Here is a 15,288-nt window from a genome sequence, read left to right as displayed (position 1 = left end):
GCCACTGCAGGCTTCGGCACATTGTCGCGGGGCAGTGTCTCCTGACGGAACGGTGTCAGGGTGAACCCGTTACCCATGGGCATGTCCAACACCTTGGTTTTCAACCGCCCCGCCAACATCGCCTATGCCGCTACCGTCGCCGCGACCAGTCTCGGTTTCGTTGTGGTGCAACTCGACGTCTCCATCGTCAATGTCGCGCTGAACAGGATCGGCGCCGCACTCGCGATGGGCATTGGCGGCCTGCAATGGGTGGTGGACGCCTACACGCTTGCCTTCGCCTCGCTGCTGCTTGCCGGCGGCGCGCTCGGTGACAGGGTCGGCGCCCGCCGCGTTTTCGTCGGCGGCATGGCATTGTTCAGCATCGCCTCGCTGGTCTGTGGCCTGGCTGGGAGTGCCTGGGTGCTGATCGCGGCGCGTTCCGTGCAGGGCGCGGGTGCCGCATTGCTGATGCCGTGTTCGCTGGCGCTGCTCAACCGCGCCTATGCGTCGGACAAGCCGCGCCGGGCGCGTGCCGTCGGCCTGTGGACTGCGGCGGGCGGCATCGCGCTTTCGGCCGGGCCGGTGCTTGGCGGTTTCATGGTCGCGTCGCTCGGCTGGGCCAGCATTTTTCTGGTCAACCTGCCCATCGGCGTTCTCGCCATCTGGATGGCCTACCGGTTTCTGGAGGAGACGCCGCCCAAGGCCGAGAAACCGCCGATCGACTGGGCGGGGCAGGGGCTTGTCGTGCTGACACTGTTTTCGCTGACCGGCGCCTTCATCGAAACCGGCTCGTCGGGCTGGACTTCATTGCCGGTCATTGGCGGATTGATCCTGGCGGTGGTGGCTGGAAGCCTGTTCTTGCTGGTCGAGAGCCGGAGCAAGGCGCCGATGTTTCCGCTAAAGCTGTTTGCCAGCCGCATCCCGGCGGTGACGAGCCTCGTCGGGCTGGCGGTCAACCTGACGCTCTATGGCACGATCTTCATGCTGAGCCTCTACTTCCAGAAGGAGAGGCATTTTTCGCCCGAGATGACCGGGCTCGCCTTCCTGCCGTTCATGGCGGCGGTCACCGTGTCGAATGTCGCGGCCGGCCGCATCGCGGCGACCTATGGCTCACGCTTGCCGATGGCGATCGGCCTGCTTCTCGGTGCAGTCGGTTTCGGCCTGATGGCGCTGATCCAGGCCGACACGACCTATCTGTCGCTGCTGTGGCGGCTGCTGTTCCTGCCGATAGGCATCGGTCTCGCCGTACCCGCCATGACCACGGCGCTGTTGTCGTCCGTGCCGACGGCGATGTCGGGAACGGCTTCGGGCGTGCTCAACACCGTGCGCCAGTCGGGTGGTGCGATCGGCGTCGCGTTGTTCGGCTCCGCCTTGGCGCTGGGCACGATCCAGGGCATGCAGATTGCTTTCCTCGCCTCAGCGCTCGCGGTGGCGTTCGCGGCAGTCTGCGCGTTCCTGTTCATACGCGACGCCGACCATTCCGCCGGATAAGGATGCCAAATGCAAAAAGGCCGCCCGGAGCCGGCCTTTTTGATTGTCCGAAACTGCGGGCACGCCGGAAGCGCCGGTTGCACCGAAGCTGCCCAAGCCGAAGACGAAGAAGAAAGCGGCGACGTAAAGCGCCGCACGCATTAGGCGGCCTTTCGCCCCTTGATCGCCGTCGACCAGGCGTGAACCGTGATCGCTCCCATGGCGCTTGCCGGCAGTCTGTCCTTTAGTCGGCGTTTCAGCTCCGCGTTCTCCGCATCCGACAGCTTCCCGACGATTCCGCTCGGGCTGCTCACGACCATGGATAGCCAATAATCGTCGAAGTCAGCGAAGGTGCGTTCAACAACAAGCTCGCGCGTCTCGACATCGCGGATGCCGAGCTCCGCCCAAAGCGCCTTCAGCGCCGCGAAACGCGAGACCTCGGCGCTCGGCGGACGTGCGGGCGGTTTGCCCATCGCGTCCATCTCCTCCCACAAATGCTGCGTAGGGGTGCCGCCGCGCATGACGTCCCAGGTGTAGGACGCGACAATGCCGCCGGGCTTGGTGACGCGGAGCATTTCCGAGGCGCCCTTGCGCGGGTCGGGGACGAAGAACAGCACCAGCGCCATCACCGCGATGTCGAAGCGGTTGGCGTCGTAGGGAAGGGCCATCGCATCGCCAATCGACAGCTCGACCTGCTTTGCCGAGATTTTTTGCCGAGCAGTCGCAATCTGCGCGTCGGAGGGATCGATCGCGCAAACGGACGAAGGGGCGGACTTCGCTAGAATGAGCTCAGTGAACGCGCCGTTGCCGGCACCGACATCAACCCAGGCCCGTCCGGAGTCCGGCGCCAGCCAGTCGAGGAACAAAGCTCCGGCGGATCGGCTCCAGGAGCCATGAAGCGCTCGTAAGCCGCGCCGTCGGTGAATTTGATCGGTTCGGGTGACGACATCTGAGATCTCCCCTAAGAATTACCTATCCAAATGTCCTTTGGGCCGAAAAGGCCGGTCCCTGTTTCGTAGCATGGTGCCGCGCCGCCCGCGACGAGCCGCAGCAAATTTGCCGAGCCTGACATTTCCCAGATGTGCTTGCCGGTGGCGATCGGCCCGCTTCTCGCCCGTCGGACGGGGCGATCGGCGTCGCGTTATCAGGCTCTGCCTTGGCGCTGGGCACGATCCACGGCATGCAGATTGCTTTCCTCGCCTCCGCGCTTGCGGTGGCGTTCGCGGCGCTCTGCGCCTTCCTGTTCATCCGCGATGTGGACCATTCCGCCGGATGAGGATGCGCGATGCAAAAAGGCCGCCCGGAGGCGGCCTTTTCGATTTCTGAAGTCTCGTAGCGCTTAGCGTTTCGAGAACTGGAAGCTGCGGCGGGCCTTCGCCTTGCCGTACTTCTTGCGCTCGACGACGCGGCTGTCGCGGGTCAGGAAGCCGCCCTTCTTGAGCACGGCGCGCAGCGCCGGCTCGTAGTAGGTCAGCGCCTTGGAGATGCCGTGGCGAACGGCACCGGCCTGGCCGGAGAGGCCGCCGCCGACGACAGTGGCGACGATGTCGTACTGACCCGAACGGTTGGAGGCGATGATCGGCTGGTTGAGGATCATCTGCAGGACAGGACGCGCGAAATAGGTCGCGAATTCCTTATCATTGACGACGATCTTGCCGGAACCCGGCTTTACCCAGACGCGCGCAATAGCGTTCTTGCGCTTGCCGGTGGCGTAGGCGCGGCCCGACTTGTCGAGCTTCTGGACGTGGACGGGGGCTGCCGGCTGGGTATTTGTGTTGCCGGTGGCGGCGCCCAGTTCTGCGAGCGAGGAAAGCTCAGCCATCTTATGCGACCTTCTTGTTCTTGGAATTCAGCTTGGCCACGTCGAGGACTTCTGGCTGCTGGGCGACATGCGGATGCTCGGCACCTGCATAGACGCGCAGGTTCTTCATCTGGCGACGGCCGAGCGGACCACGCGGGACCATGCGCTCAACGGCCTTCTCGACGACACGCTCGGGGAAACGGCCCTCGAGCAGCTGGCGCGCGGTGCGCTCCTTGATGCCGCCGGGGTGACCGGTGTGCCAGTAATAGACCTTGTCGGTGAACTTCTTGCCGGTGAACACCACCTTGTCGGCATTGATGACAATGACATTGTCGCCGTCGTCGACATGCGGGGTGAAGGTCGGCTTGTGCTTGCCGCGAAGATGATTGGCGATGACAGTGGCCAGACGACCAACGACGAGACCTTCGGCGTCGATCAGGATCCACTTCTTCACCACATCCGCAGGCTTCTGCGAAAAGGTTGTCATGTTTTCTGCTCTCGGTTTGGACCTTCCCCAATCCACAAACGATAAGGAAGGCGTTTCTTGTTGCTTGGATTGGCGATAGACGCTTGCCCGTCGCCAATAACAAAACGGCGGCCTTTGCGGGCCGCTGCTTCGTGAGGGCTTATAGGCGAGGGCCGGGACCGCGTCAAGGCGATGGAAAAGTCTTGTAGTACGTAAAAAATAGTAGAAACAATGGGTTAGTTAAAAGGTATTATTTTACCACATTGTCGCTGCGCTTCGGCGGGATCGAATAAGTCCCCGTGGCGTGCGCGATCGTGTGCCCGTCCGGGCCGGCGACGATGTCGATGTCGAAGACCATCAGGCTCTTTCCGAGCTTCAGGATGCGGCAGTGGCCATCGATCGGCCCGGCCTCGGCCTTGCGGACGAAATTGATATCGAGGTTGACGGTCACCGAAAGCGCGTCCGGCCCGGCATGGCTGAGCACGCAGACATAGCCGCCGATGTCGGCCAGCGTGAACAGGGCAGGGCCGGAGACCGTCCCGCCGGGGCGCAGATGCCGCTCGCTGGCATTAAGTCGCACGGTGCAGCCGCCGGGAAAGACGTCGATCGCCTCATAGGCGGTTGTTTTCTCGTTGAGCTGCGGAAAGACAGTTTCCATCAGTTGATTGATTTGCGCTGCGGTCAGCACCGGCTTGAGGTTGGTCTGGGCGGGCATGTCGGTCTCTTGTTCTGCGGTAAGCCTGTATGAGCGCAGCCGGGCGTTTCTGGCAACACCTTCACTCTCCTGGCGCAAGCGATGGGTGTTGGATGAAACACGATCCGATATTAGATACTCTGCCAGCCGACCGGAATCGTGGAGACCTTAGCCATGGCCGAAATCCTTGCCATCAAGCCTGCTGCTGTTGAAGGTCCCGTTGTCGTACGACTGGACAGGGGCGTGCTGCGCCTGACGCTCGCCAATCCCCCCGCCAACGCCCTGTCGCTTGGGGTAATGGCGGCGCTGACGGCGGAACTCGAGCGCGCCAAGGCTGATAAGGCTGTTCGGGTCATCGTGCTGTCGGCCGCTGGAAAAGTGTTCTGCGCCGGCCATGATTTGAAGGAAATGACGGCACGCCGGGCCGATGCTGATCGCGGCAAGGCCTTCTTCGAAGAGACGTTTGCGGCCTGTGCTGCGCTGATGCAGGCGATCGTGCGCCATCCCTTGCCTGTCATCGCCGAAGTCGACGGCCTGGCGACCGCCGCCGGCCTGCAACTGGTCGCCAGCTGCGACCTCGCGATCGCCTCGCATGAGGCAACCTTCTGCACGCCCGGCGTCAACATTGGCCTGTTCTGCTCGACGCCGATGGTGGCGCTGTCGCGCAATGTTTCGCGCAAGCAGGCGATGGAGATGCTTTTGACCGGCGAGACCATCGACGCCGCGACCGCCAAGGACTTCGGCCTGGTCAACCGCGTCGTACCGCGCGAATACCTGAATCAGATCGTCACCAAATACGCGCAAACCATTGCTTCCAAATCATCTTTGGTGGTCAAGACCGGCAAGGAAGCTTTTTACGCCCAGGCTGAAATGGGGCTGGCGGACGCCTATGCCTATACCGGCCGCGTCATGGTCGAGAACATGCTGGCGCGCGACGCGGAGGAAGGCATCGGCGCCTTCATAGGCAAGCGCAAGCCAGAATGGACAGACGAGTAATCGTGGAACCCCGCGTCTCCATCATCACCATCGCCACGGACGATCTCGACCGTGCGGTGCGCTTCTACGAAGCGATGGGCCTGACCCGTCACGCCGGGATCACCGACGGTGTCGCCTTCTTCCAGATGGGCGGCGCCATTCTCGGCCTGTTTCCGCGCGCCAGCGCCGAGGAGGATGCGGGGTTCGCCTTCGCCAAGGCGCCTTCAGCCGTCTATCTCGCCTACAACACCCGCTCCGACGCCGAAGTCGACGAGGTCCTGGCTCAGGCAGAGAAGGCCGGCGGCCGCATCGTCAAGCCGGCCGGCCGCGCCTTCTGGGGCGGCTGGTACGGCTACTTCGCCGATGCCGACGGCCATGTCTGGGAAGTGGCGCACAATCCGGCCTTTCCAATCGCGGAAGACGGCACGATTTCACTGCCTGCGTGATGGCCTACCGCAAGCAGCTGACGCGGCTCAAGGCACCTTATCTCAAGCGCATCCTGCTCGATCCCGAGCGCGTGGCCGACTGGGGAAAATACCCCTGGAACCTGCCGCTGTTTCGCGGTCACGAATTCGAACTCGAATTCACCACGCCCATCACCATCATTGTCGGTGAGAACGGCACCGGCAAGTCCACGCTTCTCGAGGCGATCGGCGCACTGGCCGGTTATGACGAGGCCGGCGGTGGCAAGGGCTATCGCCCGGTCGACCATTCCATCGCCATCGACAAGAGCGGCGCCGCACTGGCGAACGCGTTTCGGGGCCACTGGCTGCCGAAAGTCACCGCCGGCTGGTTCTTTCGTGCCGAATCTTTCTATTCCGTCGCCCGCTACCTCGACCAGGTAGCGCTGGAGGATCCTTTCAAGCCACCGCCACCGGACTTCCTGTCCTGGTCGCATGGCGAGGGTTTTATTCGTTTTTTCGAGGAACGCTGCCGCCGGCAAGGCATCTACATCCTCGACGAGCCCGAGAGCGCGCTGTCGCCGTCGCGCCAGATCGAACTGCTGAAGATGCTGCGGCGCATGGACCAGTCGGGCACTGCGCAAGTGATCATGGCGACGCACTCGCCGCTGTTGATGGCTTGTCCCGGCGCGCGGCTGTTCCGGATCAGCCGGTTCGGGCTCGAGCCCGCGGACTTTCGTGATACCGACCACTTCCGGATGTTGCGCGATTTCAGCAATGACCCGGATGGTTTTCTCGCCGAGGCGTTGTATGAGGACGAGGCATGAACCACGATAGTTACGACAACACCTACATCGGCGGCATCCTCAATTCGGTGAAGACCATCGCCATGGTCGGTGCGTCCGCCAATGACGTCAGGCCAAGCTATTTCGTATTGAAATATCTTTTGGCCAAGGGCTTTTCCGTGGTTCCGATCAATCCTGGCCAAGCCGGCAAGGAAATCCTCGGCCAGATGACCTATGCCAGCCTCGCCGATGTTCCCGGGCCAATCGATATGGTGGACATCTTTCGCGCCGCGACGGCAGTGCCCGGCATTGTCGACGAGGTGTTGCGGCTCGATCCCTTGCCGAAAGTCATCTGGATGCAGCTTGGCGTGCGCCATGACGAGGCGGCCACGCGTGCCGAGGCAGCCGGCATCAAGGTGGTGATGAACCGCTGCCCAAAGATCGAATATGGCAAACTGTCCGGCGAGATCGGCTGGACCGGTGTCAATTCCGGCGTCCTGTCGTCAAAGAAGCCGCTGATGCGCCAGGGTTTTCAGAGTTTTGGCGTGCGGCAGAAATAGCCGAGACGCGAAGGCGCAAAATTATTCTGCTAAATGCCGCATTATCCTGCGGTGAGAGCGAAGGATTGGCGCCGAAAGGTATTTTCTTCTTTGCATTCATGCGCGGCCTTCGCCAAGAATGCCCGGCCAATTCGAGAAGGTTCAAAGGGAGGTTTCAGTGACCCGTTCGCCCGGTTTCAACACGCTCGCCGTCCATGCCGGCGCCAAGCCCGACCCGGCCACCGGCGCGCGCGCCACGCCGATCTATCAGACGACCTCCTTCGTCTTTGACGATGCCGATCACGCCGCCTCGTTGTTCGGGCTGAAGGCGTTCGGCAACATCTACACCCGTATCATGAACCCCACCCAGGCGGTGCTCGAAGAGCGCGTCGCGGCCCTCGAAGGCGGCACGGCTGCTCTTGCGGTCGCGTCCGGTCACGCGGCACAAGTGATCGTGTTCCACAATCTGATGCAGCCCGGCGACAATTTCGTCGCCGCCAACAAGCTCTATGGCGGTTCGATCAATCAGTTCGGCCACGCCTTCAAGAATTATGGCTGGGAGGTGCGCTGGGCCGACACCAACGATATCTCGACCTTCGAGAGCCAGATCGACGACAGGACCAAGGCAATCTTCATCGAGAGCCTTGCCAATCCGGGCGGCACCTTCGTTGACATCGAGAAGATCGGCGACATCGCCCGCAAACACGGCCTGCCGCTGATCGTCGACAACACGCTGGCCTCGCCCTACCTGATCCGGCCGATCGAGCATGGCGCCGACATCGTTGTCCACTCGCTGACCAAGTTCATCGGCGGCCACGGCAATTCAATCGGCGGAGTCCTTGTCGACGGCGGCACCTTCGACTGGTCGAAGTCGGGCAAATACCCGATGCTGTCGGAACCGCGCCCCGAATATGGCGGCTTGGTGCTTCACGAAACCTTCGGCAATTTCGCTTTCGCAATCGCCGCGCGCGTGCTCGGCCTGCGCGATCTCGGCCCGGCGATCTCGCCGTTCAACGCCTTCCTCATCCTGACCGGTCTCGAAACCTTGCCGCTGCGCATGCAGCGCCACTGCGACAACGCCGTGACAGTTGCCGCCTGGCTGTCCAACCATCCCAAGGTCGCCTCGGTGAACTACCCCGGACTGCCCAGCGACAAGAACAACGCATTGCAAAAGAAGTACTCGCCGCTAGGTGCAGGCGCGGTGTTCACCTTCGCTCTCAAGGGCGGCTACGACGCCGGCGTCAAGTTCGTCGAGGCGCTGGAGCTGTTCTCGCACCTGGCCAATGTCGGTGATACCAAGTCGCTGGTCATTCACCCGGCCTCGACCACGCATCGCCAGCTGTCCGACGAGCAGAAGGTCAAGGCTGGTGCAGGACCGGACACGGTACGGCTGTCCATCGGTATCGAGGATGTCAACGACATCGTCGCTGACCTCGAACAGGCACTCGCCAAGGTCTGATCCTTTACTCTCCCCCTTGTGGGGAGGGTCGGCGCGCAGCGCCGGGGTGGGGGTGAGCCGGCAGGAGGCCGGCTCTTTTCATGGAGGCAAGTCTTGTCCGCGTATTACCTGACAATATCCACGGACAGCGTCGAATCTGAAGCTGGCGCGCCGGCGCCGGATCGCCTGATCTCGGGCGATCCGAAATTCCGTACCTGGAACGTCGAGGAACGGGACGGCGGCCTCTATGCCGGCATCTGGGAGTCGACCCCCGGCAAGTGGCGCATCGTCTATGACGAATGGGAGTTCTGCCACATCCTGTCCGGTGTTTCGGTGATCGCGGAGGACGGTGGGCAAGCCCGCACCGTCAGGTCCGGTGACAGTTTCGTGCTGAGGCCGGGCTTCAAGGGCAGCTGGGAAGTGCTTGAAACGACTCGCAAGGAGTATGTGATCAAGCTGTAGGCATCCAGTTCCGGTCAGCGGCGCTATCAATCAATTCGTGCGTCCGCGGAACTATGGGTCACAGTTTTTCCCTTTTATGATGGTCTATGCGGACCTGCTTCGATGGTCACAATCGTGCGTCGCTCCCCAAAAGTTGACTGCCGTTTGGCAGGCCAGTATAGCACCTCGACAAGCGACAATGACTACCGGTGAAACTTCCTGCCCAAAGCGGAGACACGAAGTAGAGATCGCGAAGAGCTTTCATGCCTCGGGGACGACAGTGAAGTGTTTGGTGATCAATCTTGACCGATCGGTCGATCGGCTCGCTGACGTCACGGCAGAATTCTCCCGCATTGGCGTTCCTTTCGAACGTGTTGCGGGGATAGATGCGGTCACCGGGGCTCCTGTCATCGCTCCCCCGTTCTCCGAGGCAGAAGTCTGCTGCTTTCTCAGCCACCGTCTGTGCTGGCAAATCATCGCAGATGGCCCCGACCGGTATGGCGCCGTATTCGAGGATGATGTTGTTTTCAGCCACGACGCCGGACCCATGCTGGCCGATGACAGCTGGATTCCGCGAGACGCGGACGTGGTCAAGCTCGAGACATTCTTTGTCCCGGTGAGGGTTGGCGGCCGGCACGTTCCCGTCAAAAATGGATACTCCGCAACACTCTTGTTGGGACAGCACATGGGCGCGTGCGGCTATATCCTTTCGAAGAAGGCCGCACAAAAGCTGCTCAAGGGCACCAGGCGCATCAAGGCAACGGTCGATTTCGTGCTCTTCAGCCCAACCGAGATGACGACAGCGCGCAACACGACCTACCAGTTGATGCCGGCGCTCTGCGCCCAGGCCCAGTTCGTTGCGGACAACGGCGGCCCTTCGACCTTGATCCAGTTCGCTCCGCCGCCGCCCAGAAACAAGCGCATCATCGACAGGATCCAGGCAGAGGCAACGCGCGCCTTCGCGCATCTTCATAACAGAAGCTTTTTCGGGACTGAGAAGGTCGACGCCGTGCCGCTGCGTTTTCCGCTGGCGATACACGCCAACACAGATCCCAGCCCGATCCCGGCATTGGCATAGCTGCCTCTCGGAGGTTTTACGGCGATCTACTTCGCCGGAAACTGGCTGAGGCAGGCCTCTGACGCCTTGTCGTGCGACGTCAACAAATCGGCGTCCTGGGCTTCGAGATCTGCGTCTGAAAGCTCGTCGCGATAATATTGCGCCAGGAGATCGAGCCCTTCCTGGCTGACGCCATAGGTCGGGATTTCGCGGGCAAGACAGCCGCAAAGTGCCAGAGCCCGATCGGGCGACCCGGTCTTGTGGTTGGTCAGGATGAAATCCTGCGTCGTGCAAGCTCCGAGGAAGCCGTCGAAATTGAGTTTCTGCTGCGGCTGGTCGCCATGACTGAGAGAGGCCGAGGGCCATTGGCTTTTACCACTTGCGACATCGCAACCGGTTGCGACGTCGCTCCCGCTCGTGGCGACGACTTGCCAGGCCTTGTCCTTGCCGCCGCTGGGATATTCGAAATTCTCGCCCAGGGAGGCAGAATACTGGTCAAGTTCGGCCTGTGAGAAGCCGATCGCCTGAAATCGGTTGATCTGGCATTGGCACGCTTCGGCAATCTTCTCGGCCTCGCCTTCTTCGGGCTGTTCGCTTGATTTGCTCTTTTTGCAGGCCGCCATGAAGGCAGTTCCGTCAAGCAAAGTGGCTGGGAAGGTTGAGGCGTCCGCATAGCGATCTCCCGTCCAGCCAATCACCCTCTGGTCGAGTTGCAGATCGAAAAAGCCGTTACGCTTGAAAGTACCGAGGCTGACCTTGTCTGGAGCCGCCAGCCTGGCGCCCGGGACGTCGCCGAGAACCTCACGGTAGCCGTCGCCCTCCAGCACGAACAGGAAAAGCCCGCATTTCACGCCGTCGCAGGCGGGATCCGCGACATAGGCATAGATTTCGGACAAGCCGTCTAGGTTGAAGTCGACTTCATAGGCCCAGAACTTGTCCGCAGGCACAGCCGCGCCCGTCTGGCGTTCGAGCAGGCCGCCAGCCATGGCCCTGGCGATGGAATCGCTGTTTTCCTGCGGTATGTTTTCCGGCTGCTGTTGCTGAGCGTGTGCCACGCCCTGCCAGACGCATAGCAGCGCCAATGCGAACGCCGTCGCCGGTCTCCAAAACGATCTCATCGCGCAGCCCCAGGCCCGCGATCGTTCAAAAGCCGACAGCGAGCGTTTCCAGCCCATGGAAGTGGTAAGTGTCGCGGAAGCGTGGGCTTTCGGCAAGGTGCAGTTGCGGGTGCCGTTCGAACAAAGTCTTCAGCGACACCTGCAGTTCGAGCCGGGCAAGCGGCGCACCGATGCAGAAATGGATGCCGGCACCGAAAGACACCTTCTTCTGGTCGATACGCTCCGGCCGGAAGGCCTGCGGTTCGGCAAAGGCACGCGGATCATGATTGGCCATGCCGAGCAGCAGCCCGATCGTCTGGCCCGGCTGCACGACGATGCCTGGAGCGATCTCGATCTCCTGATAGGCATAGCGCGTGAACATATGCAGCGGTGCGTCGAAGCGCAGGCATTCCTCGACGGTTGCAGTGGTTGCTTCCGCAGATGTGAAGAAGCGGCCGGGGTCACCGCCTTGCGCCAGGATCGAGCGCACCGCATTGCCGGTCTGGTGCACGGTCGCCTCATGGCCGGCGTTGAGCAGCAGGATGGCGGAAGACACCATTTCGTCCTCCGACAGCTTTTGGCCGTCCTCCTGCGCCGAGATCAGCAGCGACAGCAGGTCGTCACCGGGATTCTTGCGCCGCTTTGTGACGTAACCGCGCAGGAAACCGGCAAATTCGTGTGCCGCGCGATTGGCTGTCTCCTCGGTCTCGCGCGTGCGGCCATGGATGTACATGGCGACCATTTGATGTGACCAGTCGAGCAGTTGCGGACCCATCTCGACCGGCACGCCAAGCATTTCGGCGATGATGGTGATCGGCAACGGTGCCGCGAAGGCGGGCAAAAGGTCGACGGGCCCGGTTGGATCAAAACGGTCGATCAGCTCATTGGCGAGGGCCTCGACACGCGGCCGCAGCCGTTCGACCTGGCGTGAGACGAAGGCCCGGTTGACCAGCGTTCTCAGCCGCGTGTGCACCGGCGGTTCCAGCTCGAGCATCGAATTGGCTTCGATGCCGTCGAATGCCTTGAGATGGCTGCGATCGCTGTCGATGCCGCGGCTGTCGGGAATGCCGGCCGGGTTCTGGCGGCCGAAGCGGCGGTCGCGCAGCAGCCGGTTGACATCGTCGAAGCCGCCAAAGCACCAGAAGCCGAATTCCTCCCAGAAGAAGGCATTCGAGACGTCGTGCAAGAAGGCATAGGCCTCGTACGGGTTCAGGAAAAAGGCAGGCTCGTGCGGATCGAGCCGCAACTGCCGGGTGACTGGATCAAGGGCGAGGTAAGGCAGCGTCAATTTGGTCATGCCAGACCCATAGCGCGGCTTGCCAGCCTCATTCCAGACCGTATGTTGGCGCGCGATAACCCATGAGTTGAGCCAGCCGGTGCGGCTGCGGAAGGTCTGAACGGATGAATGTGATTGTCGTCGGCGCGGGGATTGCCGGTCTCTCCACGGCGTGGTCGCTGGTCAAGGCGGGCCACAGCGTCTCGATCGTCGAGCAAGGGCCGATCCCCAATCCGCTGGCTGCGTCGGGCGACCATCACCGCATCATCCGCCGCGCCTACCGCGCGGGAACCGGCTACGGTCGGCTGATAACCGAGGCCTATCAGGCCTGGGATGAGATGTGGGCCGATCTCGGCGAAAGCCATCTCGATGCGCGCGGCTTTGTCTGCATTTCGCGCGAGCCGGGCGACGAGGCCGAGGAATACCGCGAGGGCCTGGAGGAAGGGAATTTTCCCTTCGAATTGCTTGAGCCGGATGCCGCGGTCAAGCGTTGGCCTTTCCTCGAACCGGGCTCGTTTCGCTACGCTTATTTTTCGCCCGAAGGCGGCGCCCTGCATTGCCGCAAGATCGCGGCGGGATTGGCAAAATGGCTGCGCGCCAACGGTGCCAATGTCTATGAACACAGCAAGGTGACGGAGATCGATGCCGAGGCAGGCCATATCGTGCTGGAAAGTGGCGAGACGATGCAGGCTGACCGCATTGTCGTCGCCGCCGGAGCCTGGGTGCTAAAGCTGTTTCCGGAACTGGGCGGCGAACTGAAGACGTATCGAACCGCGCTGGCTTATGTCGAACCGCCTGCAGACCTCAAGGCGGCCTGGGAAGCTGCGCCGGTCGTCCTCGATGTCGGCGGTGCTGTCGATGGCTACGTGATCCCGCCCTCCGGCGGCGCCGGCATGAAATTCGGGTCAGGTCTGCACAGGGTACCGACCAGCGACGCCGACTGGAACCGCGACCCGGTGGCGGGCGAGGGCGAGGCGATCCGCAACCTGTTTTCGCCGCCGATCGCCCGCATCGAGGAGTATGAGGTGACCGAAGTGGTCACCTGCGCTTACACCTTCACGGACGACGAGAAATTTTTCGCCTATGAGCGCGGAAAATGCCTCGTTGTCTCGGCCTGCTCCGGCCATGGCTACAAGTTCGGCGCGGCTGTTGGCAGGCGTGTTGCGGCGGCAGTAGGCGACGGCGATATCGCCGGCCTCAAGACATGGTTGCGGGCTGAAGTGGCGTGAACGCCTGCCTGAAACTAATCCTGGCAATGCCTTGGAATATGCACACGCCGCCATCCGGATGAGCCCTCGCGGACCACCACGCGCCGTGCGACGGTCTGATAGGAAGCCGGCACGTCGATGATGCGCCTTTGCTCCGGCTGTATCAGCACCTCTTCGGCGATCCTGTCATATTGCGCCGGAGTGACGACGCGCCGCGTCCGTTCCGGCTGGATCACCACCGTTTCTGCGACGCGTTCATAGCGCGCCTTGTGCCAGGTCTTGCACAGCACCCTGCGGCCATGGATGACGCGCCATTCCCAGGAATAGCCGCCATCGTCGACCTGGACCGTATGATAGACGGTGCGGGTGACAGCGGGCACGACCTCGTAGGTCACCTGCGCCGGAACGGTCATCACCACGCGTTCGCGCGTGCCGTAGATAGGCGGGGTGTAGTCGACCTGCTGGCCGGGAGGGCTGACCATCACGTCTTCATAGACCGTGTCGTAGACATCAGGTGTTCGCAGCGGCTCATAGCATTCGACGGCACGGCCGCCGGCTGCCGTTTGCGAAATCGTGCCGAGCATGGTGAGCCCGGCAATGGCGAAGGATGCGCTTCTCCCAGACATGACACTCCCCCTGTTTGAACTGTAGGCACGAGTTCAACGTTGAATTGTAGGGTAAGCTGCCGCGGAGAAAAGCTATTTCGGCGCATTTCGTTAAGTGACGCGGTTAAGAAACTGCTACTCTGCGTATCGATACCGGCCGCTCCAGGCCGGCGCGGGCGTCAGGCGATGCGAATCCTTGCCCGGAAACCTTGATTCGACTTACCCAGATGGCTAGGACGGGTCGGCCTTGCACAAGGATGAGCCGGCATCCTATCTACGGAATAACGATCCAGAACCGATTCTGACCGATTTGCCGGCATTCCCGGCGCCGGAATCCCACCGCGAGATAAGAGATAACTGATGAAGAACCCCGTCGAAACCTACATGAACCTCGTTCCGATGGTGGTCGAACAGACCAATCGCGGCGAGCGGGCCTACGACATCTTCTCCCGCCTCCTCAAGGAGCGCATCATTTTCATCACTGGTCCGGTCGAGGACGGCATGGCGACGCTGGTCTGCGCGCAGCTGCTGTTCCTCGAAGCCGAGAACCCGAAGAAGGAAATCAACCTCTACATCAACTCACCGGGTGGCGTCGTCACCTCCGGCATGGCGATCTACGACACCATGCAGTTCATCAAGCCGGCGGTGTCGACGCTCTGCATCGGCCAGGCCGCCTCGATGGGATCGCTGCTTTTGACCGCCGGCCACAAGGACATGCGCTTCGCCACCCCGAACGCCCGCATCATGGTTCACCAGCCGTCCGGCGGCTTCCAGGGCCAGGCCTCCGATATCGAGCGCCACGCCATGGATATCGTCAAGCTGAAGCGCCGCCTCAACGAGGTCTATGTCAAGCACACGGGCAAGACCTATGAGGAGATTGAGCGCACGCTCGACCGCGACCATTTCATGACCGCCGACGAAGCCAAGGATTTCGGCCTCATCGACAAGGTCATTTCGTCGCGCGAGCCGGCCGAAGGGGCGGTGGCATAAAGGCTTCCTGGCAGTTGGATCGCCGCATCACGCGCTTTTGGCGCGTCTTGCGGCATTTCGGCCACA

At 62.0% G+C, this 15,288-nt stretch carries 17 protein-coding genes; 10 read left to right on the top strand and 7 right to left on the bottom strand.

Annotated elements, in window-relative coordinates:
* Positions 1–60 precede the first annotated feature (60 nt).
* Positions 61–1,470 carry an MFS transporter gene (locus ACZYHG_RS25330; protein ID WP_464610860.1) on the top strand — a complete coding sequence of 470 codons (1,410 nt, stop codon included), beginning with the start codon at positions 61–63 and terminating at the stop codon, positions 1,468–1,470.
* Between the two features lie 140 nt (positions 1,471–1,610).
* Here the strand turns inward: ACZYHG_RS25330 and ACZYHG_RS25325 are convergent, their stop codons facing one another.
* From ACZYHG_RS25325 to ACZYHG_RS25310, 4 genes are all read right to left on the bottom strand, one after another.
* Positions 1,611–2,315, bottom strand: coding sequence for a class I SAM-dependent methyltransferase (locus tag ACZYHG_RS25325; protein WP_464610859.1), 705 nt, complete (start codon positions 2,313–2,315; stop codon positions 1,611–1,613).
* Positions 2,316–2,788: 473 nt separating this feature from the next.
* Positions 2,789–3,271, bottom strand: coding sequence for a 30S ribosomal protein S9 (gene rpsI / locus ACZYHG_RS25320; protein WP_027028580.1), 483 nt, complete (start codon positions 3,269–3,271; stop codon positions 2,789–2,791).
* 1 nt (position 3,272) lies between these two features.
* Entirely contained in the window at positions 3,273–3,737 is a 465-nt protein-coding gene (gene rplM / locus ACZYHG_RS25315; RefSeq protein ID WP_010915638.1) for a 50S ribosomal protein L13, read from the bottom strand.
* Between the two features lie 229 nt (positions 3,738–3,966).
* A complete protein-coding gene (locus tag ACZYHG_RS25310; RefSeq protein WP_464610858.1) occupies positions 3,967–4,431 on the bottom strand; it encodes a PaaI family thioesterase in 465 nt (154 codons plus the stop codon).
* A gap of 153 nt (positions 4,432–4,584) precedes the next feature.
* Here ACZYHG_RS25310 and ACZYHG_RS25305 point away from each other — a divergent pair, with 153 nt between their 5' ends.
* From ACZYHG_RS25305 to ACZYHG_RS25275, 7 genes are all read left to right on the top strand, one after another.
* Positions 4,585–5,406 carry an enoyl-CoA hydratase gene (locus ACZYHG_RS25305; protein WP_464610857.1) on the top strand — a complete coding sequence of 274 codons (822 nt, stop codon included), beginning with the start codon at positions 4,585–4,587 and terminating at the stop codon, positions 5,404–5,406.
* Between the two features lie 2 nt (positions 5,407–5,408).
* Positions 5,409–5,831, top strand: a complete 423-nt coding sequence (locus ACZYHG_RS25300; protein WP_464614783.1) for a VOC family protein — start codon at positions 5,409–5,411, stop codon at positions 5,829–5,831.
* Positions 5,831–6,613: an AAA family ATPase gene (locus ACZYHG_RS25295; RefSeq protein ID WP_464610856.1), complete on the top strand. Its 783-nt coding sequence runs from the start codon at positions 5,831–5,833 to the stop codon at positions 6,611–6,613. Before ACZYHG_RS25300 ends, ACZYHG_RS25295 begins: the two co-directional genes overlap by 1 nt.
* The gene (locus ACZYHG_RS25290; RefSeq protein ID WP_027057249.1) at positions 6,610–7,131 is read left to right on the top strand and encodes a CoA-binding protein; all 522 of its coding nucleotides are present in this window, start codon (positions 6,610–6,612) and stop codon (positions 7,129–7,131) included. Before ACZYHG_RS25295 ends, ACZYHG_RS25290 begins: the two co-directional genes overlap by 4 nt.
* A 157-nt stretch (positions 7,132–7,288) precedes the next feature.
* The gene (locus tag ACZYHG_RS25285) at positions 7,289–8,569 is read left to right on the top strand and encodes an O-acetylhomoserine aminocarboxypropyltransferase (RefSeq protein WP_464610855.1); all 1,281 of its coding nucleotides are present in this window, start codon (positions 7,289–7,291) and stop codon (positions 8,567–8,569) included.
* A gap of 93 nt (positions 8,570–8,662) precedes the next feature.
* Positions 8,663–9,010: a cupin domain-containing protein gene (locus ACZYHG_RS25280; protein WP_464610854.1), complete on the top strand. Its 348-nt coding sequence runs from the start codon at positions 8,663–8,665 to the stop codon at positions 9,008–9,010.
* A 271-nt stretch (positions 9,011–9,281) separates the two neighbouring features.
* Positions 9,282–10,067, top strand: coding sequence for a glycosyltransferase family 25 protein (locus ACZYHG_RS25275; RefSeq protein WP_464610853.1), 786 nt, complete (start codon positions 9,282–9,284; stop codon positions 10,065–10,067).
* Between the two features lie 26 nt (positions 10,068–10,093).
* Here the strand turns inward: ACZYHG_RS25275 and ACZYHG_RS25270 are convergent, their stop codons facing one another.
* Both ACZYHG_RS25270 and ACZYHG_RS25265 read right to left on the bottom strand, forming a co-directional pair.
* The gene (locus ACZYHG_RS25270; protein WP_464610852.1) at positions 10,094–11,128 is read right to left on the bottom strand and encodes a hypothetical protein; all 1,035 of its coding nucleotides are present in this window, start codon (positions 11,126–11,128) and stop codon (positions 10,094–10,096) included.
* Between the two features lie 61 nt (positions 11,129–11,189).
* Positions 11,190–12,440, bottom strand: a complete 1,251-nt coding sequence (locus ACZYHG_RS25265) for a cytochrome P450 (protein WP_464610851.1) — start codon at positions 12,438–12,440, stop codon at positions 11,190–11,192.
* Between the two features lie 104 nt (positions 12,441–12,544).
* On the opposite strand from ACZYHG_RS25265, the gene ACZYHG_RS25260 reads away from it, so the two are divergent.
* Complete coding sequence (locus ACZYHG_RS25260; RefSeq protein WP_464610850.1) at positions 12,545–13,648, top strand: NAD(P)/FAD-dependent oxidoreductase; 1,104 nt, start codon at positions 12,545–12,547, stop codon at positions 13,646–13,648.
* Positions 13,649–13,662: 14 nt separating this feature from the next.
* On the opposite strand, the gene ACZYHG_RS25255 is transcribed toward ACZYHG_RS25260, so the two are convergent.
* Positions 13,663–14,253 carry a hypothetical protein gene (locus tag ACZYHG_RS25255; protein ID WP_464610849.1) on the bottom strand — a complete coding sequence of 197 codons (591 nt, stop codon included), beginning with the start codon at positions 14,251–14,253 and terminating at the stop codon, positions 13,663–13,665.
* 339 nt (positions 14,254–14,592) lie between these two features.
* Here ACZYHG_RS25255 and ACZYHG_RS25250 point away from each other — a divergent pair, with 339 nt between their 5' ends.
* A complete protein-coding gene (locus ACZYHG_RS25250; RefSeq protein WP_135900786.1) occupies positions 14,593–15,222 on the top strand; it encodes an ATP-dependent Clp protease proteolytic subunit in 630 nt (209 codons plus the stop codon).
* Positions 15,223–15,288: the final 66 nt, after the last annotated feature.

Source organism: Mesorhizobium subarcticum (assembly GCF_055456085.1).
The sequence above is the reverse complement of the archived record's forward strand: the minus strand, read 5'-3'. Positions and strand labels throughout refer to the sequence as shown.

What these genes read in the sequence shown, in the direction of transcription:
- rpsI (WP_027028580.1), bottom strand. Translation starts at nt 3,271, where the DNA reads ATGGCTGAGCTTTCCTCGCTCGCAGAACTGGGCGCCGCCACCGGCAAC.
- rplM (WP_010915638.1), bottom strand. Translation starts at nt 3,737, where the DNA reads ATGACAACCTTTTCGCAGAAGCCTGCGGATGTGGTGAAGAAGTGGATC.
- ACZYHG_RS25310 (WP_464610858.1), bottom strand. Translation starts at nt 4,431, where the DNA reads ATGCCCGCCCAGACCAACCTCAAGCCGGTGCTGACCGCAGCGCAAATC.
- ACZYHG_RS25305 (WP_464610857.1), top strand. Translation starts at nt 4,585, where the DNA reads ATGGCCGAAATCCTTGCCATCAAGCCTGCTGCTGTTGAAGGTCCCGTT.
- ACZYHG_RS25295 (WP_464610856.1), top strand. Translation starts at nt 5,831, where the DNA reads ATGGCCTACCGCAAGCAGCTGACGCGGCTCAAGGCACCTTATCTCAAG.
- ACZYHG_RS25290 (WP_027057249.1), top strand. Translation starts at nt 6,610, where the DNA reads ATGAACCACGATAGTTACGACAACACCTACATCGGCGGCATCCTCAAT.
- ACZYHG_RS25265 (WP_464610851.1), bottom strand. Translation starts at nt 12,440, where the DNA reads ATGACCAAATTGACGCTGCCTTACCTCGCCCTTGATCCAGTCACCCGG.
- ACZYHG_RS25260 (WP_464610850.1), top strand. Translation starts at nt 12,545, where the DNA reads ATGAATGTGATTGTCGTCGGCGCGGGGATTGCCGGTCTCTCCACGGCG.
- ACZYHG_RS25255 (WP_464610849.1), bottom strand. Translation starts at nt 14,253, where the DNA reads ATGTCTGGGAGAAGCGCATCCTTCGCCATTGCCGGGCTCACCATGCTC.
- ACZYHG_RS25250 (WP_135900786.1), top strand. Translation starts at nt 14,593, where the DNA reads ATGAAGAACCCCGTCGAAACCTACATGAACCTCGTTCCGATGGTGGTC.